We start from the raw sequence: 22444 nt of genomic DNA, 5'->3' as shown, positions 1-22444 counted from the left end.
ACAATCCTGTTTAAAAACAAAATTTATCAGTTTCGATTGATATTAAACACAAATACAAATAAGTGATGTTTAACGTACAAAGCAGCGAATCGTTGCTTATTGAAATATACCGACAAGTGAATTATAATACACATGTGTTCAAAAGTCAATGATTGTACAATAATCAAAAGGTGGGCAATAATGAAAAGAAACAGCGATATTTTCAATCAGGTGATTCGGTTTATTGTGTATCACGGGAAGATCATTGAGAAGGTTTTCCTGGTAACCACGATTCTCTGTGCCATTTGTTTCCCGTTTGTAGGGGTGAATTATGATCTGAGCAAATATCTGCCGGATTTTGCACCGACCAAACAGGCGCTGGATGTGATGGAAGCGGAGTTTGGCTATCCCGGCATGGCGCGGATCATGGTTAAGGACGTATCTTTACAGGAGGCGAAACGCATCCGGGAAGAAATATCCGCGGTCGATGGGGTGGATCTGGTACTGGGCTCCGACGTCTCGACCGACGTCTATATGGGAGCGCCGTTCCTTAATGAAAGCATGACGGAGTTCATCGGTGTCGATCTGCTGGCAATCGATGATTACTATAAAGATGGGAATGCCCTGATGGACATCGTCTTTGAAGATAAAGACGGAGAACCGCGCACCAATGCGGCCATCGAAGAGATCTACCGGATCGTTGGAAAGGACCGGGGCTGTTTTGCCGGAAGCGCAGTGTCCAGCAAGGAGCGTGAGGCCTCGATCACGAGGGAGATCACCATGGCGATTGCCATGTCAATCGTTATCATATGGCTGATCCTGACACTGACGACCACGTCGTGGATGGAGCCGTTCCTCTTTATCTTCGTAATGATCGTGGCGATCGTTTTGAATATGGGATCGAACATCGTCTTCGGAACGATATCCTTCTTTACCTTCTCCACGGCGGCTATTCTGCAGCTGGCGGTGTCGATGGACTACTCCATTTTCCTGCTGCATACCTTTACGGCCCTGAAAAACAGGGGCATGGAGATCCATGAGGCCATGGTGGAGGCGATCAGGGAATCCTGCAGTTCCATTCTCGCCAGCGGAGCGACGACGATCGTGGGATTCATCGTCATTGCATTTATGCGTTTTACCATTGGTAAGGACGTCGGATTCGTCCTGGCAAAGGGCATTATATGCAGCCTTCTTACCGTACTTCTGCTGATGCCGACGCTTATTCTCCGGTTTGACGACAAGATCGTGAAGACGGCGCATAAGCCGCTTATTGCCTCATTTGATGGATTTGCACGGGCCATGTACAAGATCCGGGTTCCGGTGTTCCTGTTAGCGGCCCTGTTAGCGGTTCCCTGTTATTTCGGCCAGAGTATGAATAAGTTCCTGTACGGCGACGACGCCATCGGCGCGGGGCCGGGAACGCGGGTCTATGAGGACACGCAGGAGATTAACAGCCTGTTTAAAAAGTCCAATATGACAATCTGTATCGTGCCGAACGGTTCCAGTGTGACGGAAAAAGAACTGGCGAAGGAACTGGAGAATCTGGATTTCGTCAACTATGTGATTTCCATGTCGGGCACCATGCCGAACGGAATTCCGGAAAGCTTTCTTCCCGAGGATTTAACCAGCCAGCTTCGCAATGAGGATTACGCCAGAATGCTGATCTCCATGGATACGCTGCAGGAGAGTGACTATGCATTCGAGTGCAGTGCCAGACTGGAGGAGGTCGTACATAAGTATTATCCCGATCATTCCTACGTAATTGGAATGACACCTACAACCATCGATATCAGGGATATTCTGACGGAAGATTATAATAATGTATCTCTGCTGTCTCTGGCCGGTGTGGCGCTGGTAGTATTCATTACCTTCCGGTCGATCCTGGTTCCGATCCTCGTGATCGTACCCATCGAAGTTGCCATCTATTTGAATATGACGCTGCCCTACGTGATGGGGGACAGCATGATCTATATCGGCTACATTATCGTCAGCTGCCTGCAGCTGGGGGCCACCATCGATTACTCGATTCTGATGACAAACAACTATCTGGCATTTCGTAAGGAAAAAGGCCGCCGGGAGGCTGCGGTCGCCGCTGTCAACAAGAGCACGCTGTCCATCATGACATCGGGCGGTATTCTGATGGTGGTTGGCTATCTTTTGTACTTTACTTCGTCCATACAGGCGATCTCCCAGGTAGGGCGTCTGGTAGGGCGCGGGGCATTTTTGAGCGTGACACTGGTACTGTCCCTGCTTCCGGCCCTCCTGTCCGCATTTGATAAGCAGATCAAGCGGCAGCAGGAGAAAGCGGATGCACGGAAAGAGAGAAGGCGGAAACGTCTGGCGGCGGCTAAAAATCTGACGGGGGCGAGGAATGTGGCGTCGAAGAAGAGTGAGGTGCCGGAGAAGAACCTGACACCAGCAGAGCGTCCGGCTCCCGCGGCAGGAAAAGGCAGTCCAGAGGAAAACATAACTCCAGCGCAGAACGGAGAGTCAGATCAGAAGGAAAAGGGAGATGACAGCCATGAGGAAGAGTAAACGGATTTCAGCGTTTGTTTTAGCAGCAGTGCTTGCATGCGGCCCGACTATGGAGGCGGGAGCGGCGGCAGACACCCCGGTCTGCGATGAGACGCTTTATATCACCATGGACCCCTATGGGGAGATAAAAGAGAGCAGTGTCGTAAAGAGCTACACCACGAATGGAAGCAGCCAGATTGTCGATTACGGCACGTACAACAGAATTACCAACATGACAGATCACGCCGAACCGGTGACGGACTCGGAGGGTAAGCTTACTTTCAACCTGGAAAATTCGGAGGATCGCTTTTATTTTGAAGGCGGCACGGATACCACCAGGGAAGAACTCCCCTGGAATATCCAGGTGAGCTACCGCTTAAACGGACTGGAGAAGAAAGCGGAAGAGCTTTACGGCGCGGCCGGCCTGGTGGAAGTAAATGTGGATCTGACACCGAATAAGCAGGTATCGGATTATTACCGCAATAACATGGTTCTCATGGCTGGAACCGTTGTGGATATGGATAAAAACCTGAGTCTGGAAGCGGAAGGCGCTCAGGTCCAATCGATGGGAAATTTAAACGCGGTTATATTTTTCGCGCTTCCGGGAGAAGAGCAGCACTACTCTATCCGCATTGGAACGAATGATTTCTCTTTCAGCGGTGTCGTGTTTACTATTGTTCCGCTGACCGCAGCCCAGCTCGATAAGGTGGGGGATTTGCGCGAGGCGAAGACGACCCTCGAGGACTCCGCGGATGCCATCAGCGACAGCCTGGACACACTATTTGATACATTCGACGGCATGCAGAAGAGTGTGGAAGATACGGCCGACGGCCTGCGCGGACTCGATCACAGCCGCCAGCTTTTCGCAGACTCCAAGGGTAAGGTATACGCCGACGCTGACGAGGCTCTGGCTGGCCTAAATGAATTGTCCCAGCAGTTTGAACCATTTTCCGGGCATATGAAGGAGGCAGAAAAATTCCTCGATACAATGAATTCCCATGTAAATGAGCTGACCGGCCATCTCGACGATCTGTCGCCGGATCTGGAGGACATGAAGGCCACCATGCGGGATTTAAGAGATGATTTACGGGGAATCAGTTCCATGTTAAACAGTCCCCAGGTGGATTTGGGAGCACAGGCATTTCTGCAGCTGATGGAAAAGACAAAGGCAGATTTAGAGACCTTCAAACAGTCGCAGGCAAAGCTGGATGGCGGTGTGAGTGCGCTGGCGCCTGCACTTGCCGGACTGGTCGCATCGACCGGCGGGCTGAGCGGTAAAAAAGCGGAATATTTCAGTGAGGACAGCCTGGAAGATTTAATCGGCGAGATGGAGAGCGCAGGCGTGAATCTGGGAGATGAGGATGAGGTCGCTTCCTATTTAAGAAATGAGGTTGGCATGGCCACCGATGAGATCGATGCGCTCATGAGATATGCGTCCCAGGCACTATATGAGACCGCTACTGCATCCCAGCCAAACACGGGTAATATCGCCGCTGCGGTTGGCGCGATCGTCGAAGGCTTCCATGGCACTGCGGGAAACACCGGACTGATTACGGATATACAGACCATGATCGGACAGACAGAGGTCCTTTTGCAGGCAGCCGCCTCCCAGAAGGGAAATGCGGTGGGATTGCTGCAGAATACGGCGGATATGTCCCATCTGGCAGCCAGTATGTGCAACACGCTGGACGATATCATTTCCGATGCAGACAGCCTGACCAAGACGGTCAACTACTATCACGAGGATACGCTGGATACTCTGAGGGATCTGGGGAAAATGACAGACGCCGCCGCCAGGAGCTTAAAATCCCTGACCGTGTTCTGCACCTCCTTTGAAAACCAGATGAAAACGGTGGGCGATTCCTTAAACGCCAGCACCCAGAAGACACTAAACGGTCTGGCAGGAACCCTGGATGGAATGGGAGACGGACTGGACCAGACAGACGTGCTTAAAAATGCAAAGGATACAATCAAAACGCTGATCGACGATAAATGGGATGAGTATACGACAAAGGATACCACCATTTTGAATATCGATATGGACGCAAAGCCGGTATCCCTGACATCGGAGAAGAACCCGTCTCCGCGCACCGTGCAGATCATTCTGCGCACCGGTGAAATCAAGGAAAAGGATAAGAGCACCACTGCAGAGGTGGATGAGAGCTACCACCCGGAGGGAAATGTGTTCCACCGCATCGCCAGTATCTTTACGCGGATCTGGAATATGATTACGTCGCTGTTTCATAAATAAAGAGTAGTGAGAAAAGGTTCCGGAGCTGTTAAAAGCGGCCGGGGCCTTTTCTTTATGGGATATCTAAACATCGGGCGCGATATGACATTGCATTTGACAGAGATGCAGGAAGGCATTAAAATTGATAGAATATAAAGCATACTTATATATTAACAGGAATCGACGTGAGCTGTTTCGGGAAAATACGTGATAGTTTGGAGGATCAGAGCACGTATGAAGCAGCAAGCCTGTGTGGCTGCCCGATCGGCGGCCTCGAAGTGTATTTTTAAGGAAAACATGGAATACTACCAGTAAAAACAGGGCAAAAGGACGGGAGAATCATATGTGCGGACGATATTATGTGGATGACGAGACGGCGCGGGAGATCGAAAAATTAGTGGAAACAGTCAATGACAAGCTTCGTCTGGAGCGGCTGAGAAAGGATATTCATCCCACAGATGAGGCGCCGGTTCTGGTGGCGGGAGACCGGGAAATGAAGCTGGAATGGCAGCACTGGGGCTTTCCTAATTTTCAGGGGAAGGGCGTGATCTTTAACGCAAGGTCTGAAACGGTGCTGGAAAAGAAGATGTTTCGCGAGAGCATTCTGCATCGGAGAATCATCATTCCCTGTACCTGGTTTTATGAGTGGAACCGGAAAAAAGAGAAAGTGACATTTTACCGCGAGGACGCTCCGGTGATCTTCCTGGCCGGTTTTTACAATGTATTTGGAGACGAAAAGAGATTTACGGTTTTAACGACGGAAGCCAACCAGTCGATGGTCAGCACCCATGACCGGATGCCGCTCATCGTCGAGCCGGATCAGATGAAAGACTGGGTACTGGATGACACAAAGTTCAGTGGAATGCTGAAACAGACCCCGGTGCTGCTGGAGACGAAACAGGAATACGATCAGCAGGAACTGAAATTTCTATAGCAATTTACGGCAGAAATAAGCATATCCTTTACAAAGAGTCTGAAGCGGAGGGGGATGCTGGTGAAACAGACGGGCAAATATCTGCTCCTGTTTGTAACAGGGGGCCTTCTATATAATATCATAGAGATTTTACAGCGTGGCTGGAGTCACTGGACCATGTTCATACTGGGCGGCGTCTGTTTTATCTGCCTTGGTTTGATCAATGAACTGCTTCCGTGGACGCTGCTCCTGTGGAAGCAGATGCTTCTGGGGGCGGCGATCATTACATATTTTGAATTGATTACGGGGTGTATCGTCAACATCTGGCTGGGGTGGAATATCTGGGATTACAGCGGACTGCCCGGTAACATCCTTGGGCAGATCTGCCCGCAGTTTTCCTTCTTATGGCTCTGGATCAGCCTTGCCGGGATTGTTCTGGATGACTGGCTGAGATACTGGCTTTTCGGAGAGGAGCGGCCCCGTTACAGACTTGTATGAGAAGACCGCTAACGTGAGCCGGGGCACGACTGTCCACGAACTGTCATATGATATCTTAGAAACGCTTATGTTTACGCATGGAAGGGGCGGCTTTCAGCAGTGGAAGACGTCAGCCTCCCTTCGGCCGGAAACATGAGGAAAGGAGATAATCAGATGAAAGATATCACATTGTGCCATCCCCGTCTGCAGGTATTGGCCGCCAATATGGTGGAAGAGTGCAGAAAACAGGGACTGGCAGTTAAAATAGGCGAGACGCTGCGCACCAGAGCGGAGCAGGATGCGCTTTACGCACAGGGCCGCACAAAACCGGGCAGTATAGTGACCAATGCGCCGGGAAGCTCTTACAGCTCGTTTCATCAGTGGGGAACCGCCTTTGACATCTATCGAAATGACGGGCAGGGAGCCTATAACGAGTCCGGCGGCTTTTTCGAAAAAGCCGGCGCGGTAGGTGTGTCGCTGGGCCTCATATGGGGCGGAAACTGGAAATCGATCGTGGACAAGCCGCATTTTCAGCTGGCCGATTGGGGCAGCTCCACGGAGGGGATCAAACGGCTGTACAAAGACCCTGCTGAATTTATGAAAACCTGGGTTACGGGAAAGGCAAAGACAGGCTGGATTGAAGATGTGTACGGCCGCTGGTACCGCCATGACGACGGAAGCTATACGAAAAATGACTGGGAAAAGATCGACGGTAAATGGTACTGGTTCAATGAATCGGGATATGCCTACCGCAGTCAGTGGGTGCTGAGTAAAGAGAAATGGTATTATTTAGGCGAGGACAATGCCATGGTTACAGGCCTTCAGGTGGTCGATAACAGCGCATACTATTTTGATGGAACCGGGGCAATGGCTACCGGGAAGATTACGCTGGAGACAGACGAAAAGGGAGCACTGCGCGGCTGAGAAACCGGCGGAAAGGCGGCAGGAGATTTTGAAACTGCCGCCTTTAAAAGGTAAAAGATCAGGGGACCGGAGAGGGATTGCACTCAGCTGTTCCCTGGCTTTTCCGTTTATGAAGTGTTTCCCGGTGTCATTTAAAATACTGGGAGTATGCAGACAGAAATAAATCATACTCATTTTTCTCTGTAATCCAGATAATTACGTAGTATTCTTCGATTCCAAGGCGGGAATAGGCTTCCAGTCGATGATTGCCGTCATTTAACTCGAATTCCCCCTCGGTTTTGCCGTCCTCGATCAGGTAGTGGACGATTAATGGGGGCATATCCGTTTCTTTCTTAAGAACCTCCGATAGCTCGTTTACATGCTTCTCAAACCATTCCTCATTAATCCGCCATTTCATGTTTTCTTCAGGGCCGCAGCAGCGGGTCAAGAGCGATAAGGGCATTTTGACAGGTCCAAGAAAATATCTGTCGAAAAGCTTCAAGCCGTCTGAAAAATCCTTGTTATGGCCGTCTGATAACAGATAGGTATGAACCCACTCTTCAAGCTTGCCATTCTTTGCGAAACTCTGCGCTGACGACAGTGTACATTCGTATTCCATAGTGAATACCTCCTTTTTGGAATAAATAATCTTCTTGATAGATTCACAGGAAAGATAGTATTCATCAGCTAATTGTTCAACGCTGGCGCCCGCATTAAATTTTGACTTGATGTCACGATTGCGTTCTATGAGATACTGTTTATATCCCGACGTCTCGCCCCATGCACGTTTTTTGTCACTCGATGGGATATAGACCAGCTTGCCGGATACGTACTTCTGTATTTGCTTTAATAGCCGTTCGGGAAAGATATCTCTGCCGTTTTCGTATTTCAATTCTATCATCTCCTTTCAAGAGTATTCTATCGGAGTATTGCTGTATTTGATATAGAACGAATTTGTATAGTTGTTTTTTACCTATGATTTTGCAGGGGAGGCAGCACGCAGCCGACAAAAAGAACCGGTGCGTCAGCGCGGTAGCGGTGGGGAATACAGGTACATTAGAGCATCAGCAGCATGCATAAAGGGCAGGATAAGCCACTGGAAGGTAAGTCAGGATTTCTCAGATAAAATAAACGTCTGTATATATTTATCCATATTAGAGAAAGCCTGCTTTTTCAACTGCTTCTGAAGAAAAATCAGCAGGACACAAACCGCTAGACCGCATAGCCCGCCAAAAAAGCTGGGAAGCGTAAAACTGAAGATGCCAATACATGAAATACCGGCCAGGATTATAAGGATAAGCGCGTGAATGAACGTTAAAAACCTGTCCCTTATATAGGTTAATTCAAGCAGAGAGTCGGAGCAGTCTACGCGAAATGTGCAGTGAAACCGATAGATTCCGTTTTCTATAGTTTTTATCGTTCTGATTCCGGGAATTGCATTTTTATTGTGGTAACGGCAGATTATGTACCAGGAGTCCATACGTGCTGTCTGCGAAGATGAGAAGCGTTTCAATAATTCCCATTCTTTCATGTGGCAATGGTAGGTAAGTTGTGATTTCATAAGATCTCCTTATTGGAAATTACATGCCTTCGCGAAACAAAGGCAACATTATCTTTTCCATTACATTGGTGTAAACCTAAGGCTATTAACCGTCTGCTCCATATCTATATCATGGAGACCTAACTTGTGATATACGGGACGGAATAGGGGGATGCGTTTACATCTACGAAAAATAGGGTGATATGAGTGCCTTCACTTCGAGCTGCAATGACGCTAACCAATTGTTCGCTTAAATAAGCTTCAAACATACGGAGACCCACCTTTCACTTTTATTCCAGCATATTACCGGATAAGACAGGTATTAAACTGATTAAAACGATTTTAACATACAATGAACGAAATGGATACAAAAAGTGAGGGCGGTGAGTAGAGAAGCCTGTCATATTGAAGGTGTGTTCCCCTTATTTTGTAAGAGATTTCATAAAATTTATACTTTCTCCTGCGATCACATCCGGCATTTCGTCGTGAACGTAGTGGCCGCAGTCTAAAAACATATAGTGGGCATTCTCAAAGGAAGAAAGATAATCTGTTACAGTATCCCGCCAGCCGGAAGCTACCTGGGAACCATCGGAAATGAAATAGTAAACAGGGATTTTTACGGGTTTACCCAGACTGTCAACGTTTACGGCATTATCATAACAGGATCTGGCCTCGTCAGCCATGCTGCCGGTCATAAAGCTGCGCATAACAACCGCTCTGTACATTGCCTTTTCTTCATCAGATAAGACATCCATAGTCATGGCCGGGTCCGTATTGTAGATTTCAGGCTGAAGCCGCACCAGACCGGACCGGTAAAAGAACGAAAGCAGTTTTATATGATCGGCGGTGTCCTCCAGCAATTGCTTTCCCCAGGAAAGATAAAGGGTGGGCACTGCGGCATCAAGGCCGATGATGGCTTTTACCTCATCGGGATATTTCTGTCCCCAATAGAGCGCTTCGATGCCGGACAAAGAGTGAGGAAACAGAATATAGGGACCATTTTCCCCGGACAGCGTCAGGGCCGAGCGTGTCTCCTCCAGCACGGTATCGATATCTCTGGGAACGTCAGCGGTCTCGCTGAACCCATAACCGGCTCTTTCCACGACTACGATGTGGTACTGATCGCTTAATCTGCTGTAGAGCGCCTTAAAATCCAGAGCAGGGGCAGCAGTTCCCGAGCCGGACAGAAATACAAGTGTTTCATTGCCATCGCCTTCGCCATACACATGCATCTGGTGGCCATTTACTTCCACCATTTTTCCGACAGGCGGATATTTTCTGCTTTCGGCCCATAGACTGATTTTATGAAAGCCATATAAGGCCCCGCAGAGGATTACAGGTACTGCCAGCAGAAATAGTATAATTCTTAGGATTCGTCGTCTTAAACGCATTTGTTATTACCTCCTCAACCATTTTAGTCTATCACATAAGGCCCGGTTGCTGTAACTGCCTGACGGTCAACTTTCGGTTGCATTGACTAATATATTTCCATTGCAGCGTGACATTGGGGCAATCTGCATGGTTTGCGGACTCTGAAAGCAGAGACGGCAATTTGTGATTGGCTGATTCTCATGTATAGGCTATAATAGAATCCAGAAGTGTTTAATCAATCACAGAATAAGGAGGCTCAAATGAAAAAGAAGTTTGAGAGCTGCGGACATTCTTTTGACGCAGAATTTTTTCCGGCCGAAAGCTCTTGTATGATCCGTTTCTATGACAGCAAAAATGAAGACTTTGGCGGTTCTCTCCATGATTTGGTGATTGCAGAACCGAGTTACGGTTTTTTGCTTGTACAGTATATCGGCGATGATGCTGTTATGAGCGGAGTGTTAAATGAAAAGTATTTTTCGAAAAATATGACGGAGGATATCCTCTGTTTTCTGGAGGACAGTCTGCCGCAATGCCGAAATGTCTACTTCCCGTATCATATCGATTTTGCTGCGGTTACCGGATATGATGAGTACAATGGGGAGTATTCTGCCTGAGCAATCGGGCGCGATTTGCAGTTTCCAGCATATGGTTCCCCATGTGCCGGACGAAGTCCGTTCAGAGAATCGTAAAGAATCAGAAATAGTAATTCCTTAAAAAGTATGATAGGATAGTGGTATCTGGAAGAAAGTGACAGCGATCAGAGGAGGAATGGAGTATGTGGACAAGAGCAGAGTTAAAGGACAGGGCAAAGCAGGATATGAAGCCGTTTTACTGGTACGGTGTTCTGGTTTGTTTCATTGCGGGAATACTGGGAGCGGGAAGCTCCGGCGGAGGCGGCAGTATCAGCGCAGGCAGCCGGTCGAGCCGGAATTCCTACTCGGGCAGCGGCGTATGGGATGAGCACAGCATGACAATTTTCCTGATAGTTTTAGGGGTTATTCTCGTTGTAATGGCTATTGCCATTGTGATCGGCATATTTGTAAGCAACCTCGTAGCGGTCGGTAAGCTGCGCTACTTTATGGACAGCGCCATTATGCAGCAGTCGGCCGGAGTCGGACGTATTTTCTTCGCGTTTGGCGGAGGCCACTATCTGAATGTTGTGAAGACCATGTTTTTGAGGGGACTTTTTGAAAGTCTGTGGACGCTTTTGCTTGTAATCCCCGGTATCTATAAGCACTATGAATATTACATGATACCCTATCTGCTGGCGGATAATCCGGAGATGGAATGGCACGAGGCGTTCCGGCTCAGCAAAGAGATGATGGCTGGCAATAAGTTTGATACATTTGTGCTGGAATTATCCTTTATCGGCTGGTATTTGCTGGGAATGCTGGTTTGCTGTATTGGCGGTATCTTTGTGAATCCGTACTATGAGATGACATTTGTGGAACTTTACTGGGTTCTGCGGGATCAGGTGATGGGGCCGCAGCCATCGGAGCCGACGGATCAGAATGTATATGCCGACGCGTATTACCGGGAAATATAGTATAACAGTGATTGAGTAATCGGACAGATCCATACTGTCTATCATGAGGCGGGAAGGTAGAAAATACCTTTCCCGCCTTTTTTGTATACTCCGAATGACAGCATACAGTTTTTTTAGGCCATCATAGGCTGAACAGGCGAGTTTTGGCGGGTCGGGATATGCAGCAAATAAAAGCACCCGGCTAATTCGGATGCTTAAAATTGAATTCAATTTGATTGTAATCCTCTGTTTCAGCCACAAAAGGTTTGCCGACCGACAGCTTTTCGTTGATTTCCCTCTGCGTTACGTAATATTCATTTCTAGCCTTCATTAAGATCGAGGCGCGGGAATCCTGAGATGAGTTTTGGAACCAGTAGAGCAGCAGCGACTCTTCTTCAGATAACAGCTTTTCAACTACGGTTCCTGCTTCTTCGGGTCTCAATGCAGTAATGAGAGGTTGGTTCAGTTCTGGTAAATCAAATAGATTGTAGATCGTCGTTCCCAGTGCCTTCGCGATGGTCTCCATGTAAGCGGTTTTTACATTGATGACAGTTCCGTTGATAATACGATTAAGAGTGGTAGCTGGGATACCTGTTAAAGCGGATAACTGTGTTTTATTAATATCCTTTAGCTTCATATACATTAATATTTTATTGTTTACCATTTGTGCAACCCTCCATAATGGATTATAGCAGAAATGGAAAAAAATGTAAATAAATGTCGAATGAATGGATGGGGAGAATTTCCCCAGGCTGTATATTTTTCTTCCTATTAAGTGTAATCCCGGCTCGGGATGGATTCTTTTGACGGTAAAAACGTTTCATTACATTTCCGGAGCCTATCCATTACATAATGGATTCGGAAAAATGATTTCTATGATATGATTACTAAAATTAAATTCAGAGGAAAGATGGAAGAGGTATGGCAAATAAAAAAACGTAAAGACAAAGATTGATCATGATTCAAAAACCGTCGGAGGATTCGACAGGAGACCCTGGAAATACAGGGCAAATATTTCAGTTAATTCAGGAGGAATACAGATGAGAATGAAGAAAAGAATAACAATACTGGCTGCCGTTACGGCGATCTGCCTGCTTGGCAGCGGATGCAGCGCCATAGGCGGAAAAAAACAGATTTCGGATGTGGATGTGGTAACTACGGTGCTGAATGCATATCAGCAGGGAGATTATGAGAGCATGAAGCCGTATCTTGATGAGGATAGTAAATTTCATCCGATGCTTGCCGCGGTAACGGCAGAAAATGCGACCGCAATGGATAAAGTGTATCAGGAAGCGTATGCATTGACAAAGAATTTTACTTATACGGCCGAAGCCGTGGAAGGGGAAGAAAAATGGGGCCATGTGAAGGTACATATTCAGACGAATAACATTGTTTCCGGCATTTCCGACAGCATGGCCGAAGCAATCGCAGAGCAGGTTAAAAATGGCGGCGACAGCTTCTATGATGTCCCCACATGGCTGATGGCCGGCTTAAAAAGCGGGGAAGCAGTCGACGAAGAGTTTGTCGTAACCGTTACTCTTATTAATAAGAAAAAAACGATCAGTACCCAAACTGGGGAATTATTCAGCGTTGTCAGCGGCGGTTTTTCCGAATACATGAATCTGTCCATGACCAGATGCACCGACGAGGGAGAGCAGTACGACATTGTTTCCAGTGGTGATGAGATCAAGGCAATGCTGGAAGAAAGCGTGGTAGACGCCGAACCGGAGGAACTCACGGAAGAGTATTTAACGGCCTTTGCGGATACCTTTGGGACACTTCCCGGTGTATTTGTAAAGGCAGAAGTCAAGGATGAAGAACACCTGCTGATCCGTCTTGGCTTTAATATGGATACGGCCAGCAGCAAGGACCTGGCTGATATGGGAATTATCAGTGACCGCCTTACGACCGGTGGCGGTCATTTGAGCCTGGATTCCACAATCCGTGGATTTGAAGAGACCGGGATGACTTGTGTGACAGAAGATTATAGTCAGACAAAGAGTGACAGTGAGTAACGATTACGGGTTTAACCAATAGAACAGACTATGAAGATAACAGACTATGAAGATAACAGACTATGAAGAAGGAAGTGCAGAATCGCTTTTGGCTGGCGATACTGCATTTCCTTTATTTTATGATATTGAGATCTGAAACTGAGGATATACCGTAATAAAGGGTAACTTTAATAAAACTGTGACCTACAACGAGTTTCATAAGCAAGAAATGCAATAGGGATTACCTGCTCTTTTCCGAAGAGTAGAGTTGGCTCTTGTCCAGCAGACCATAGAGCAGATGTATAAATTTACGGAAAGTCAACGCGAGTGCTCGCTTAAGCTGATGGTTTCTTGTTTCAGCATATTTCTTTTGATAGAAGCGTTCATACTCAGGACAATGCCTCAATACTTTGCAAGGGCATCGGTATTTTGAAAAGCCTTGACAGAACCGATCTCAGCAAGGCAAGTGAGCGCCGGATCGTTATTTATTACGGAAAAAGGAAAATGAATTAAATAATTATCTCAGGCATTGTGGTTTATAGGATTGGACCCTGTTCCCTATTTCATGAAAAGTAACAAGTAAAATAAATTAAAATCAATTATATACTAATAATGCTTGACTTATTTTGATTTAGTGTTTATAATTAATAATAGTATTAGTTATCATTATTTAAAAGACGCGTAATTACAAATGACAAGGAGGTTTTATATGAGAAGTATCACGAAGTTGGATTTACAGTATGCACACAGATTTTATGGTTTTAAGGGTGAAGCTCAGTATCTGCATGGACACACTGGCATATTGACGCTGGAGGTTGAGGACACCATTAATACTGGTGTCAACATGGTATTCCCCTGTAATGAGATTCAGAAAACAGCATGGGACGTTTTGAAAAACTTTGACCATGCAACGATTTTACGCGAAGATGACCCATTGCTTCCGGCTCTTCTAGGGGTATATGAGGCCCAGGGCATTAAAGACGGAGCTCCTACCAATATCATGAAAGGCCCTGCTTTCAAGACAGAACTTGCAACCGCGTATCCGGAGTGCCGTCTAGTTGTGACAAAAGAGACCATGACAGTTGAGGGCATGATTAAAATTGTTTATGATCTGTTGAAGGACAAATTAAACATTGTGAAAATAACCTTTACAAGCGGAGTGAATGCGGCATCTGAGGAATTTAACCCCCAAATGACCAAGGATCGTTGTCCATTATGTGGTATTGCATTAGATGAAAATGGAGTTTGTCCGAAATGTGGTTACAGGAAATAGAACGGGAACGTGTAACAGAAATAATTTAACAAGTATTCGGAAATAGAAATCGCCGTGGAAACATTAATAACTGACTCAAGATGGATATCGAAAAAAATAGGGAATAGAAGAGTACTAAACTCAGCTATTCCCTATTTTTATTTAATAATAGCCTGTATAATATAATTTAAATCAAGGGGGAGAAGCGATGGAAGAACAACTACTGCAGCAAATAAAATATTATCTCTCAGGGAAAATAACTAAAGAAGAGTATGCTGAACTAAGTGAAGGATATATCACTCATCACGGTGACAAGCTGAATAGTAAAAATGCCGCGTTATATAAGAAATTCATTGAATTGATACCAGAATGAAAAAGTACGATATATATAAGCCAAGAGCGGAAAACTATAGAAAGCCCTTCCGCTCCTAACATTATCTTAGAAGATCTGCTTTTACAGAGATTTCTTCACACGCTTGCCAGTTCAGATCTCAAATAACATTTACAGATTTATTTTATATACTCTAGAGTCTTGGTTCTCATCGTCCTTCATGAGTTTATAGAAAGAATAGCCATACTTTTCATATAATCCTATATGATTTGTAGAAATATATATATGCGTTGCCCCTTCACTAGCTGCAACGTTTTTAGCATACTCCAATAGTTTTCCCAGATATCTATGCCCTCTAAATTCGGGAAAAGTATATACAAATCCAATCCACGGAGTTAATGAAGTATCCCTTACATCATCCTGTTCTGCTAAAGTACAAAATGAAATAAGTGTTTTTCCTTCTACAAGCATAAGAACTTTTGTTGAGTTTCCACACAGATCCAGTAATTGATTGTTGTTCAATAATCTATATAAGTATTGTCCAGCTCCCCAATCACTTTTGCCAATTTCTTCTTTCCAAAATATTTTATCATCTACATCAAAATAGTTTATAATTTCCATAATAATTCCTCCCTCAAACGTAAACAAAATTTTAAAACTAAAAAAGCCCCGAAACACTAGCAAGCATGCAGGTTTCAGAGCTTTGAAAGAGTAGCGGAAGGGAGATTTGAACTCTCGACACCACGGGTATGAACCGTGTGCTCTAGCCAACTGAGCTATTCCGCCATATGAAATTGTTTGATAAATAAGTAGTTTATTTATCAGTGGGACCTACAGGGCTCGAACCTGTGACCCTCTGCTTGTAAGGCAGATGCTCTCCCAGCTGAGCTAAGATCCCATGCTTGTCTCGGAACTTTTTGTTTCTGTGTTCCCGACTGCTTTGCTAGTATAATATGAATTGTGTAAATTGTCAACACTTTTTTGGAAATATTTTTAAGAAAATTTTATTATTCATTTTATATGATTTATGATATACTTAAGATTAGCAAATGGTGGAGGGATTCCATGTACTATTTTATCATAAACCCAAACGCGCGGTGCGGGCGGGGGAAGAACGTATGGAAAAAACTGGAAAGGATTCTGGAGCGTGAGAACGCCCAGTATCAGGCGTATATAACTGAGAAGCCGGGAGATGCGAAGGTTTTTGCCAGAAAGCTGACAGAAGGGTGCAGGGAACCGCACGTGATCGTTGCAGTCGGCGGGGATGGCACTGTCAACGAGATTCTGGATGGTCTTTCTTTCTGCAGCCCCGTTACCTTAGGTTATATTCCTGCCGGTTCAGGCAATGATTTAGCAAGAAGCTTGAAATTGCCGAGAAAACCGGGACGCTGTCTGAAGAAGATTCTGTCTCCAAAGTACCATAAGCAGCTGGATTACGGAGTGCTTACATATGGAGGAGATGAGATTTCCTGCAGAAGATTTATGGTCAGCGCAGGCATTGGCATGGATGCGGCGGTTTGTCATAACATTCTTTATTCCAGGACAAAGGGAATTTTAAATAAGCTTCATATAGGAAAGCTGACCTATCTTCTGATTGGTGTCAAACAACTCCTGCTTGCAAAGCCCGCTAAGGGTTATTTGCTGTTGGATGGAGTTCAGAAGGTGGAGTTTAATCATGCCTATTTTATTTCCGCACATATTCATCCGTATGAAGGCGGCGGTTTTAAATTTGCGCCGGATGCCACCTATGACGATGGAAAACTTTCCATTTGTGTAATGAATAACAGAAAAAAGAGAAAACTAATACCGGTGCTTTTAAACTCCATGTTTGGAAGGCAGTCCCATAATAAGGGAACCCGGTTTTATACATGCGGGGAGGCTATGGTCCACGTGGATAAGCCGATGGCGGTTCATGTGGATGGAGAGAGCTGTTTCTGTCAGAATGACATACAGCTGCGATGTATCAAAAAGGCGGTCCGCATGATTGTTTAATATTTTAAATTATAATCCGGGCAGCCGGATAACATGGCAGCATAGCTGCTATATCATTCTGGGTTTTGTATTATGGACTCAGAATGTGGATAGATATAATATACAGATTTCAGAAAGGATATAAGATATCATATGAGAATCGGACAGGGATACGATGTACACAAATTGACGGACGGAAGGGATTTGATTCTCGGAGGAGTAAAGGTTCCCTATGAAAAAGGACTTTTAGGCCATTCTGACGCGGACGTGTTAGTTCACGCGGTGATGGACGCCCTGCTCGGCGCGGCGGCGCTGGGGGATATCGGGGAACATTTTCCGGATACGGATCCGGCTTATAAGGGAATATCCAGCGTGGAACTCTTAAAGCGCGTCGGAACGCTTCTGGAAGAGAAGGGGTACGTGATCGAGAACATCGATGCGACAATCATCGCTCAGAGGCCCAAACTTAAGGATTACAGACCGCAGATGGCAGAGAATATCGCTGCCGCCCTTGGAATACCGGCAGACCGTGTCAGCGTAAAGGCAACGACCGAGGAAGGTCTGGGCTTTACGGGCAGCGGGGAAGGAATTTCAGCACAGGCAATTACCTTATTGACGACAGTGGGGGATTACTGTTATGATGATAAAATCATGGACAGCGGCTGTCAGGGCTGTAGTGGTGGCTGCTGCGGGAAATAATTAAACAGGAGGGAACTATGAAAATTTTTAATACATTGACGAGGCAGAAGGAAGAATTTGTGCCGCTGGAACCGGGAAAGGTCAAGATGTATGTCTGCGGGCCAACGGTATACAACTTCATTCATATAGGAAATGCGAGGCCGATGATCGTGTTTGATACGGTCAGACGGTATTTTGAATACAAGGGCTACGAGGTGAATTTTGTTTCCAACTTTACCGATGTGGACGATAAGATCATTAAGAAGGCCATTGAAGAGGGCGTGGATGCCGATACCATTTCCAAGCGTTATATAGAAGAATGCAAGAAGGACATGGAAGGGTTGAACGTGAAGCCGGCCACGAAGAATCCGCTCGCTACAGAGGAAATCTGCGGGATGCTGGATATGATCGGCAGTCTGATCGAGAGCGGCCATGCTTACGTGGCGGCCGACGGAACCGTTTATTTCCGTACAAAATCATTTGACGGCTATGGAAAGCTGTCCCATAAGAATATCGAGGATCTGCAGTCCGGCTTCCGTGAGATCAAGGTGACGGGAGAGGAAGGCAAAGAGGATCCGACGGATTTCGTTCTCTGGAAGCCCAAAAAAGAAGGGGAACCTTACTGGGAGTCTCCATGGTGCGAGGGACGTCCTGGCTGGCATATCGAGTGTTCCGTCATGTCCAAGAAGTATTTGGGCGATCAGATCGATATCCATGCAGGCGGAGAGGACCTTGTCTTCCCGCATCATGAGAATGAGATTGCTCAGAGTGAGTCGGCTAACGGCAAAGAGTTTGCAAAATACTGGATGCACAATGCATTTTTAAATATTGATAACAGGAAGATGTCGAAATCCCTGGGCAATTTCTTCACTGTCAGGGAGATCAGCGAGAAGTATGATTTATCGATACTTCGTTTCTTTATGCTGAGCGCTCACTACAGAAGCCCGCTGAATTTCAGCGCGGAGCTGATGGAGTCTTCCAAGAATGGTTTAGAGCGAATTCTGACTGCGGTCCAAAAGCTTAAGGATCTGGAGAGCAGCGCGGCAGGCGATTCGTTTAAAGAAGGCGAGAGCCGGGAAGCTGTTGACGAGCTGGTTGCAAAGTATGAGGCAGCCATGGATGACGATTTTAACACCGCAGATGGTATTTCTGCTGTCTTTGAACTCGTCAAGCTGAGCAATTCCACAGCAGGGCCAGACAGTTCCAGGGCTTACGTAGTATATTTGAAAGAGACCATCGAAAAGCTGTGCGGCGTGCTGGGCATCGTCACCGAGAAAAAGGAAGAGATACTGGATTCTGAGATCGAAGAGATGATCGCGGCGAGACAGCAGGCGAGAAAGGATAAGAATTTCGCGCTGGCCGATGAGATTCGCGGAAAGCTTCTTTTAAAGGGAATCGTTCTGGAAGACACCAGAGAAGGTGTAAAATGGAAGAGGGCGTAAGAGAAGAGGTCGGATTCCAGACCTTTTGCAATGAGGCGCTGAGGCTGAAGGAGATGGATCCGAGGACGTATTCTCCGCTGGCGCTGGCCTATATCGGAGATGCCGTCTATGAACTGATTGTCCGCACCATGGTGATCAATCATGGAAGCATTCAGGTGAACAAGATGCATAAGAAGAGTGCGTCGCTGGTCAATGCAGGCACTCAGGCAGAGATGATACGGCTCATTTTGGAAGAGCTTACAGAAGAAGAGACGGCGGTCTACAAACGCGGACGAAACGCCAAGTCGGTGACGACGGCGAAGCATGCGACCGTGGTGGACTACAGAACGGCGACGGGCTTTGAGGCGCTTTGCGGCTACCTCTACCTGACGGGCCGTCTGGAGCGGCTGGTCACACTGATCAGCCACGGATTTGAGAAAATAGGAGAACTGGAATGACGGAAGAATTTACAATAGAAGGAAGAAACGCCGTGCTGGAGGCATACCGCGCGGGAAAGACCATCGATAAGCTTTATGTGCAGGATGGCGTAAAGGACGGTCCTATCCAGTCCATTATCAGAGAGGCGAAGAAGCAGGATACGATTGTGAATTTCGTTTCCAGGGAACGTTTGAATCAGATGTCGGAGGAAGGCCATCACCAGGGAGTGATCGCACATGCTGCGGCTTATGAATATGCTGAAGTAGAGGATATTTTGAAGGCGGCTGAGGAAAAAGGGGAACCACCGTTTATTTTCCTGCTGGATGGAATTGAGGATCCCCATAATCTGGGCGCGATCATCCGTACGGCTAACTTAGCAGGAGCCCATGGAGTGATTATTCCAAAACGGCGCGCTTCCGGCCTTACAGCGGTAGTGGCAAAGACCTCGGCGGGAGCCCTCAACTATACACCGGTGGCGAAGGTGACAAACCTGGCGGCCACGATTGAAGAATTGAAGGAAAAGGGACTTTGGTTCGTCTGTGCGGATATGAACGGCGAACTGATGTACCGGCTGAATTTAAAAGGGCCTGTCGGTCTGGTGATCGGCGGCGAAGGAGACGGCGTGGGAAGACTCGTCAGGGAAAAATGTGACATGGTTGCATCGATCCCCATGAAGGGCAATATCGACTCACTGAACGCTTCCGTGGCCGCGGGTGTGCTCGCTTACGAGATCGTCAGACAGCGTCTGGGCTAGTGCCGCCCGGCACCAGGGCCTGTTTCGATGTGAGATGGAGATGAGGAAAGATGAAGAAGAATAGAATTGTGGTTCTGACCGCCTGCACGGCGCTTATGGTGTCGGTGAGCGGCTGCCAGAGCCAGAAGGCATCTGTGGCTGAATCGCAGACGATTGCCGCAGAGAGTACAGCTGCGATGGCTGAAGAACCGGAGAGCCTGGCTGTCGTGACTGTCGAAGAGGAAGCGGTTCCGCTGTATTCAAAGCCGGCGGGGAGCAACGTGAGAACGCCGCAGGCTTCCGGTACGACGACTTACAGCAATAACTCTGTGACACTGGATGCGTCCAATCTGTCCCAGGGCTATGTGATGGTGCAGTATACGGGAGGCTCCTCCAAGATCAAGGTTCAGGTGATCAAAAGCGGCGGAGAGACGTATACGTATGATTTAAATGCCAGATCTGCCTATGAGGTGTTCCCGATGTCGGAAGGCAACGGCAGCTATACGGTGAGAGTGCTGGAACAGGTACAGGGCAACCAGTATGCGGTGAAGTTCAGCCAGGATCTGTCCGTATCTCTTGCGGACCAGTTTGCACCGTTCTTATATCCAAATCAGTATGTGAATTTCACTGCGGACAGCAGCGTAGTAAAGAAGGGCGCAGAGGTGGCCGCGTCTTCTGCGGATGCGCTGGATGTTGTCTCGTCCGTTTACAATTATGTGGTCACCAACATTACATATGATACGGCAAAAGCCAACTCCGTTCAGTCCGGATATCTTCCGAACTGCGATTCTATCCTGTCTCAGAAAAAGGGAATCTGTTTTGATTACGCCGCGGTTATGACGGCGATGCTGCGTTCCCAGAATATTCCGACCAAGCTGGTGGTGGGATATACGGGCAGTCTGTATCACGCATGGATTAATGTTTATATCGAGGGCCAGGGCTGGGTGGACAATATCATCTACTTTGACGGCCAAGACTGGAAACTGATGGACCCGACATTCGCCTCCTCCGGCAAGGGAGATCCGGCGATTGAAGAGTATATCAAGAACAGCTCGAATTATAAAGCAAAATACTCTTATTAAAATTTCATATTATAAAGGAGAAGCGATACATGGCGAAGGAATTGAAAAAACATTATTCCGCCCGGGAGCTTTCGGCTTTCTGTCTTCAGATATCTCTTCTGCTTCGCGCGGCAATCCCTCTTGATGAGGGATTGTCTGTTATGGCGGAGGATGCGGCAGATGAAGAGGAGAAAAAGATTCTGTTACATATGTCTGAGGAAGTGGAGCTGGGAAGCCCGTTTTCTGTCGTTCTGGAGCAGGTGGGAAGTTATCCGTCTTACGTGATCCGGATGGCGAAGCTGGGCGAGGAAACAGGAACCCTGGATCAGATGATGGCGTCTCTTTCAGAGTACTATGAAAAAGAATACATTCTGATGAAAAGCATCAAAAACGCGGTGACGTATCCGGTCATCATGATTTTTATGCTTTTGGTTGTCCTGTTCGTCCTGTTTACGAAGGTAATGCCTATTTTTGAAAGTGTTTATGAGCAGCTGGGAGCGCGTCTCAGCCCTGTATCCATAGCGGCGACGAGACTGGGGGGCATATTCAGCGGAGTGGCTCTTATTGCAGGGGTTCTTCTGGCCGCGGCGGCTTTCGTTATCTGGCTCATGGGAAGAGGCGGCAAAAAGATACAGGCGGCTCAGCGCATGATGGACCGGTTTAAGCGAAAGAGCCGGATCGCGCTGGCGGTGGCGAACCGCAGATTTACTTCTGTACTGGCGCTGACGCTTCACAGCGGTCTGGAGCTGGAAAAGGGCATGGAGCTGGCAGCCGAACTGGTGGAAAATCCTGCGGTAGAGGAAAAGATCAAGGCCTGCGGAGAGGAACTGGAGACAGGAACCGATTATTACAGCGCCATGAAGAACACCGGTCTGTTCGGCGGATTCCATATTCAGATGATCAAGGTGGGCGTCAGAAGCGGCCGACTCGATGAGGTGATGGAGGAGATATCCAGAAGCTGCGAAGAGGAAGCGGATACGGCACTGGACAACATGGTGAACCGGCTTGAACCGACGATGGTAGCCGTTCTCGCAGTGGCTGTCGGTCTGATTCTCCTCTCTGTCATGCTGCCGTTAGTCGGTGTGCTTTCAGCCATTGGATAAGAGGTGAGCC

Annotated in this window: 21 protein-coding genes and 2 tRNA genes; 17 read left to right on the top strand and 6 right to left on the bottom strand. The window is 47.2% G+C overall.

What is annotated here, in order from left to right; translation table 11 throughout:
• The first annotated feature begins 180 nt into the window (after nucleotides 1–180).
• From H8S80_RS20960 to H8S80_RS20940, 5 genes are all read left to right on the top strand, one after another.
• Nucleotides 181–2514: an efflux RND transporter permease subunit gene (locus H8S80_RS20960; RefSeq protein ID WP_117630946.1), complete on the top strand. Its 2334-nt coding sequence runs from the start codon at nucleotides 181–183 to the stop codon at nucleotides 2512–2514.
• The gene (locus tag H8S80_RS20955) at nucleotides 2501–4744 is read left to right on the top strand and encodes a hypothetical protein (RefSeq protein WP_243007853.1); all 2244 of its coding nucleotides are present in this window, start codon (nucleotides 2501–2503) and stop codon (nucleotides 4742–4744) included. The genes H8S80_RS20960 and H8S80_RS20955 overlap by 14 nt, the downstream gene beginning before the upstream one ends.
• A 322-nt stretch (nucleotides 4745–5066) precedes the next feature.
• On the top strand, nucleotides 5067–5657 hold the full coding sequence (locus tag H8S80_RS20950; RefSeq protein WP_117630944.1) for an SOS response-associated peptidase: 591 nt from the start codon (nucleotides 5067–5069) through the stop codon (nucleotides 5655–5657).
• 54 nt (nucleotides 5658–5711) lie between these two features.
• The gene (locus H8S80_RS20945) at nucleotides 5712–6134 is read left to right on the top strand and encodes a putative ABC transporter permease (RefSeq protein ID WP_117630943.1); all 423 of its coding nucleotides are present in this window, start codon (nucleotides 5712–5714) and stop codon (nucleotides 6132–6134) included.
• A gap of 153 nt (nucleotides 6135–6287) precedes the next feature.
• Nucleotides 6288–7037 carry a M15 family metallopeptidase gene (locus H8S80_RS20940; RefSeq protein ID WP_002603259.1) on the top strand — a complete coding sequence of 250 codons (750 nt, stop codon included), beginning with the start codon at nucleotides 6288–6290 and terminating at the stop codon, nucleotides 7035–7037.
• Nucleotides 7038–7164: 127 nt separating this feature from the next.
• Here H8S80_RS20940 and H8S80_RS20935 read toward each other — a convergent pair whose 3' ends face one another.
• A complete protein-coding gene (locus H8S80_RS20935) occupies nucleotides 7165–7908 on the bottom strand; it encodes a CD3324 family protein (protein WP_117630942.1) in 744 nt (247 codons plus the stop codon).
• A 1070-nt stretch (nucleotides 7909–8978) separates the two neighbouring features.
• Entirely contained in the window at nucleotides 8979–9947 is a 969-nt protein-coding gene (locus tag H8S80_RS20930) for an alpha/beta hydrolase (RefSeq protein ID WP_117630940.1), read from the bottom strand.
• 240 nt (nucleotides 9948–10187) lie between these two features.
• Between H8S80_RS20930 and H8S80_RS20925 the strand changes: the two genes are divergently transcribed.
• Both H8S80_RS20925 and H8S80_RS20920 read left to right on the top strand, forming a co-directional pair.
• Nucleotides 10188–10541 carry a hypothetical protein gene (locus tag H8S80_RS20925; protein ID WP_117630939.1) on the top strand — a complete coding sequence of 118 codons (354 nt, stop codon included), beginning with the start codon at nucleotides 10188–10190 and terminating at the stop codon, nucleotides 10539–10541.
• Nucleotides 10542–10702: 161 nt separating this feature from the next.
• On the top strand, nucleotides 10703–11473 hold the full coding sequence (locus H8S80_RS20920) for a DUF975 family protein (protein WP_029466561.1): 771 nt from the start codon (nucleotides 10703–10705) through the stop codon (nucleotides 11471–11473).
• Between the two features lie 181 nt (nucleotides 11474–11654).
• Here H8S80_RS20920 and H8S80_RS20915 read toward each other — a convergent pair whose 3' ends face one another.
• Nucleotides 11655–12116: a helix-turn-helix domain-containing protein gene (locus H8S80_RS20915; protein WP_002603266.1), complete on the bottom strand. Its 462-nt coding sequence runs from the start codon at nucleotides 12114–12116 to the stop codon at nucleotides 11655–11657.
• A gap of 376 nt (nucleotides 12117–12492) precedes the next feature.
• Here H8S80_RS20915 and H8S80_RS20910 point away from each other — a divergent pair, with 376 nt between their 5' ends.
• The 3 genes from H8S80_RS20910 to H8S80_RS20900 all read left to right on the top strand — a co-directional run bounded on the left by H8S80_RS20910 (nucleotide 12493) and on the right by H8S80_RS20900 (nucleotide 15071).
• Nucleotides 12493–13467, top strand: a complete 975-nt coding sequence (locus tag H8S80_RS20910) for a hypothetical protein (protein ID WP_029466559.1) — start codon at nucleotides 12493–12495, stop codon at nucleotides 13465–13467.
• Nucleotides 13468–14155: 688 nt separating this feature from the next.
• The gene (locus tag H8S80_RS20905) at nucleotides 14156–14719 is read left to right on the top strand and encodes a 6-pyruvoyl trahydropterin synthase family protein (RefSeq protein WP_055660451.1); all 564 of its coding nucleotides are present in this window, start codon (nucleotides 14156–14158) and stop codon (nucleotides 14717–14719) included.
• A 187-nt stretch (nucleotides 14720–14906) separates the two neighbouring features.
• Nucleotides 14907–15071, top strand: a complete 165-nt coding sequence (locus tag H8S80_RS20900; protein WP_181987887.1) for a hypothetical protein — start codon at nucleotides 14907–14909, stop codon at nucleotides 15069–15071.
• Nucleotides 15072–15200: 129 nt separating this feature from the next.
• Here the strand turns inward: H8S80_RS20900 and H8S80_RS20895 are convergent, their stop codons facing one another.
• From H8S80_RS20895 to H8S80_RS20885, 3 genes are all read right to left on the bottom strand, one after another.
• Nucleotides 15201–15650 carry a GNAT family N-acetyltransferase gene (locus H8S80_RS20895; RefSeq protein WP_117630938.1) on the bottom strand — a complete coding sequence of 150 codons (450 nt, stop codon included), beginning with the start codon at nucleotides 15648–15650 and terminating at the stop codon, nucleotides 15201–15203.
• Nucleotides 15651–15741: 91 nt separating this feature from the next.
• Nucleotides 15742–15815 (bottom strand) — tRNA-Met (locus H8S80_RS20890).
• A 39-nt stretch (nucleotides 15816–15854) separates the two neighbouring features.
• Nucleotides 15855–15927, bottom strand: a tRNA-Val gene (locus H8S80_RS20885).
• 167 nt (nucleotides 15928–16094) lie between these two features.
• On the opposite strand from H8S80_RS20885, the gene H8S80_RS20880 reads away from it, so the two are divergent.
• The 7 genes from H8S80_RS20880 (at nucleotide 16095) to H8S80_RS20850 (ending at nucleotide 22434) form a co-directional block, all read left to right on the top strand.
• Nucleotides 16095–17021, top strand: a complete 927-nt coding sequence (locus H8S80_RS20880) for a diacylglycerol/lipid kinase family protein (protein ID WP_002603271.1) — start codon at nucleotides 16095–16097, stop codon at nucleotides 17019–17021.
• A 132-nt stretch (nucleotides 17022–17153) separates the two neighbouring features.
• Nucleotides 17154–17699, top strand: a complete 546-nt coding sequence (gene ispF, locus H8S80_RS20875; RefSeq protein ID WP_002603272.1) for a 2-C-methyl-D-erythritol 2,4-cyclodiphosphate synthase — start codon at nucleotides 17154–17156, stop codon at nucleotides 17697–17699.
• A 17-nt stretch (nucleotides 17700–17716) separates the two neighbouring features.
• Nucleotides 17717–19120: a cysteine--tRNA ligase gene (cysS, locus tag H8S80_RS20870; protein ID WP_117630937.1), complete on the top strand. Its 1404-nt coding sequence runs from the start codon at nucleotides 17717–17719 to the stop codon at nucleotides 19118–19120.
• On the top strand, nucleotides 19105–19557 hold the full coding sequence (locus tag H8S80_RS20865) for a Mini-ribonuclease 3 (protein WP_002603274.1): 453 nt from the start codon (nucleotides 19105–19107) through the stop codon (nucleotides 19555–19557). The genes cysS and H8S80_RS20865 overlap by 16 nt, the downstream gene beginning before the upstream one ends.
• The gene (rlmB, locus tag H8S80_RS20860) at nucleotides 19554–20291 is read left to right on the top strand and encodes a 23S rRNA (guanosine(2251)-2'-O)-methyltransferase RlmB (protein WP_002603275.1); all 738 of its coding nucleotides are present in this window, start codon (nucleotides 19554–19556) and stop codon (nucleotides 20289–20291) included. The genes H8S80_RS20865 and rlmB overlap by 4 nt, the downstream gene beginning before the upstream one ends.
• Before the next feature lie 176 nt (nucleotides 20292–20467).
• Nucleotides 20468–21352 carry a transglutaminase-like domain-containing protein gene (locus tag H8S80_RS20855; protein WP_051079351.1) on the top strand — a complete coding sequence of 295 codons (885 nt, stop codon included), beginning with the start codon at nucleotides 20468–20470 and terminating at the stop codon, nucleotides 21350–21352.
• A gap of 29 nt (nucleotides 21353–21381) precedes the next feature.
• Nucleotides 21382–22434, top strand: coding sequence for a type II secretion system F family protein (locus tag H8S80_RS20850; protein WP_117630936.1), 1053 nt, complete (start codon nucleotides 21382–21384; stop codon nucleotides 22432–22434).
• Nucleotides 22435–22444: the final 10 nt, after the last annotated feature.

The sequence above is a fragment of the Hungatella sp. L36 genome (assembly GCF_014288035.1).
This window is presented reverse-complemented; position numbering and strand designations above follow the sequence as displayed.

Excerpts from the sequence above, each read along its gene's own strand:
- H8S80_RS20960 (WP_117630946.1), top strand. The coding sequence starts at position 181 with ATGAAAAGAAACAGCGATATTTTCAATCAGGTGATTCGGTTTATTGTG.
- H8S80_RS20955 (WP_243007853.1), top strand. The coding sequence starts at position 2,501 with ATGAGGAAGAGTAAACGGATTTCAGCGTTTGTTTTAGCAGCAGTGCTT.
- H8S80_RS20950 (WP_117630944.1), top strand. The coding sequence starts at position 5,067 with ATGTGCGGACGATATTATGTGGATGACGAGACGGCGCGGGAGATCGAA.
- H8S80_RS20945 (WP_117630943.1), top strand. The coding sequence starts at position 5,712 with ATGCTGGTGAAACAGACGGGCAAATATCTGCTCCTGTTTGTAACAGGG.
- H8S80_RS20940 (WP_002603259.1), top strand. The coding sequence starts at position 6,288 with ATGAAAGATATCACATTGTGCCATCCCCGTCTGCAGGTATTGGCCGCC.
- H8S80_RS20930 (WP_117630940.1), bottom strand. The coding sequence starts at position 9,947 with ATGCGTTTAAGACGACGAATCCTAAGAATTATACTATTTCTGCTGGCA.
- H8S80_RS20925 (WP_117630939.1), top strand. The coding sequence starts at position 10,188 with ATGAAAAAGAAGTTTGAGAGCTGCGGACATTCTTTTGACGCAGAATTT.
- H8S80_RS20920 (WP_029466561.1), top strand. The coding sequence starts at position 10,703 with ATGTGGACAAGAGCAGAGTTAAAGGACAGGGCAAAGCAGGATATGAAG.
- H8S80_RS20915 (WP_002603266.1), bottom strand. The coding sequence starts at position 12,116 with ATGGTAAACAATAAAATATTAATGTATATGAAGCTAAAGGATATTAAT.
- H8S80_RS20910 (WP_029466559.1), top strand. The coding sequence starts at position 12,493 with ATGAGAATGAAGAAAAGAATAACAATACTGGCTGCCGTTACGGCGATC.
- H8S80_RS20905 (WP_055660451.1), top strand. The coding sequence starts at position 14,156 with ATGAGAAGTATCACGAAGTTGGATTTACAGTATGCACACAGATTTTAT.
- H8S80_RS20900 (WP_181987887.1), top strand. The coding sequence starts at position 14,907 with ATGGAAGAACAACTACTGCAGCAAATAAAATATTATCTCTCAGGGAAA.
- H8S80_RS20895 (WP_117630938.1), bottom strand. The coding sequence starts at position 15,650 with ATGGAAATTATAAACTATTTTGATGTAGATGATAAAATATTTTGGAAA.
- H8S80_RS20880 (WP_002603271.1), top strand. The coding sequence starts at position 16,095 with ATGTACTATTTTATCATAAACCCAAACGCGCGGTGCGGGCGGGGGAAG.
- ispF (WP_002603272.1), top strand. The coding sequence starts at position 17,154 with ATGAGAATCGGACAGGGATACGATGTACACAAATTGACGGACGGAAGG.
- cysS (WP_117630937.1), top strand. The coding sequence starts at position 17,717 with ATGAAAATTTTTAATACATTGACGAGGCAGAAGGAAGAATTTGTGCCG.
- H8S80_RS20865 (WP_002603274.1), top strand. The coding sequence starts at position 19,105 with ATGGAAGAGGGCGTAAGAGAAGAGGTCGGATTCCAGACCTTTTGCAAT.
- rlmB (WP_002603275.1), top strand. The coding sequence starts at position 19,554 with ATGACGGAAGAATTTACAATAGAAGGAAGAAACGCCGTGCTGGAGGCA.
- H8S80_RS20855 (WP_051079351.1), top strand. The coding sequence starts at position 20,468 with ATGGCTGAAGAACCGGAGAGCCTGGCTGTCGTGACTGTCGAAGAGGAA.
- H8S80_RS20850 (WP_117630936.1), top strand. The coding sequence starts at position 21,382 with ATGGCGAAGGAATTGAAAAAACATTATTCCGCCCGGGAGCTTTCGGCT.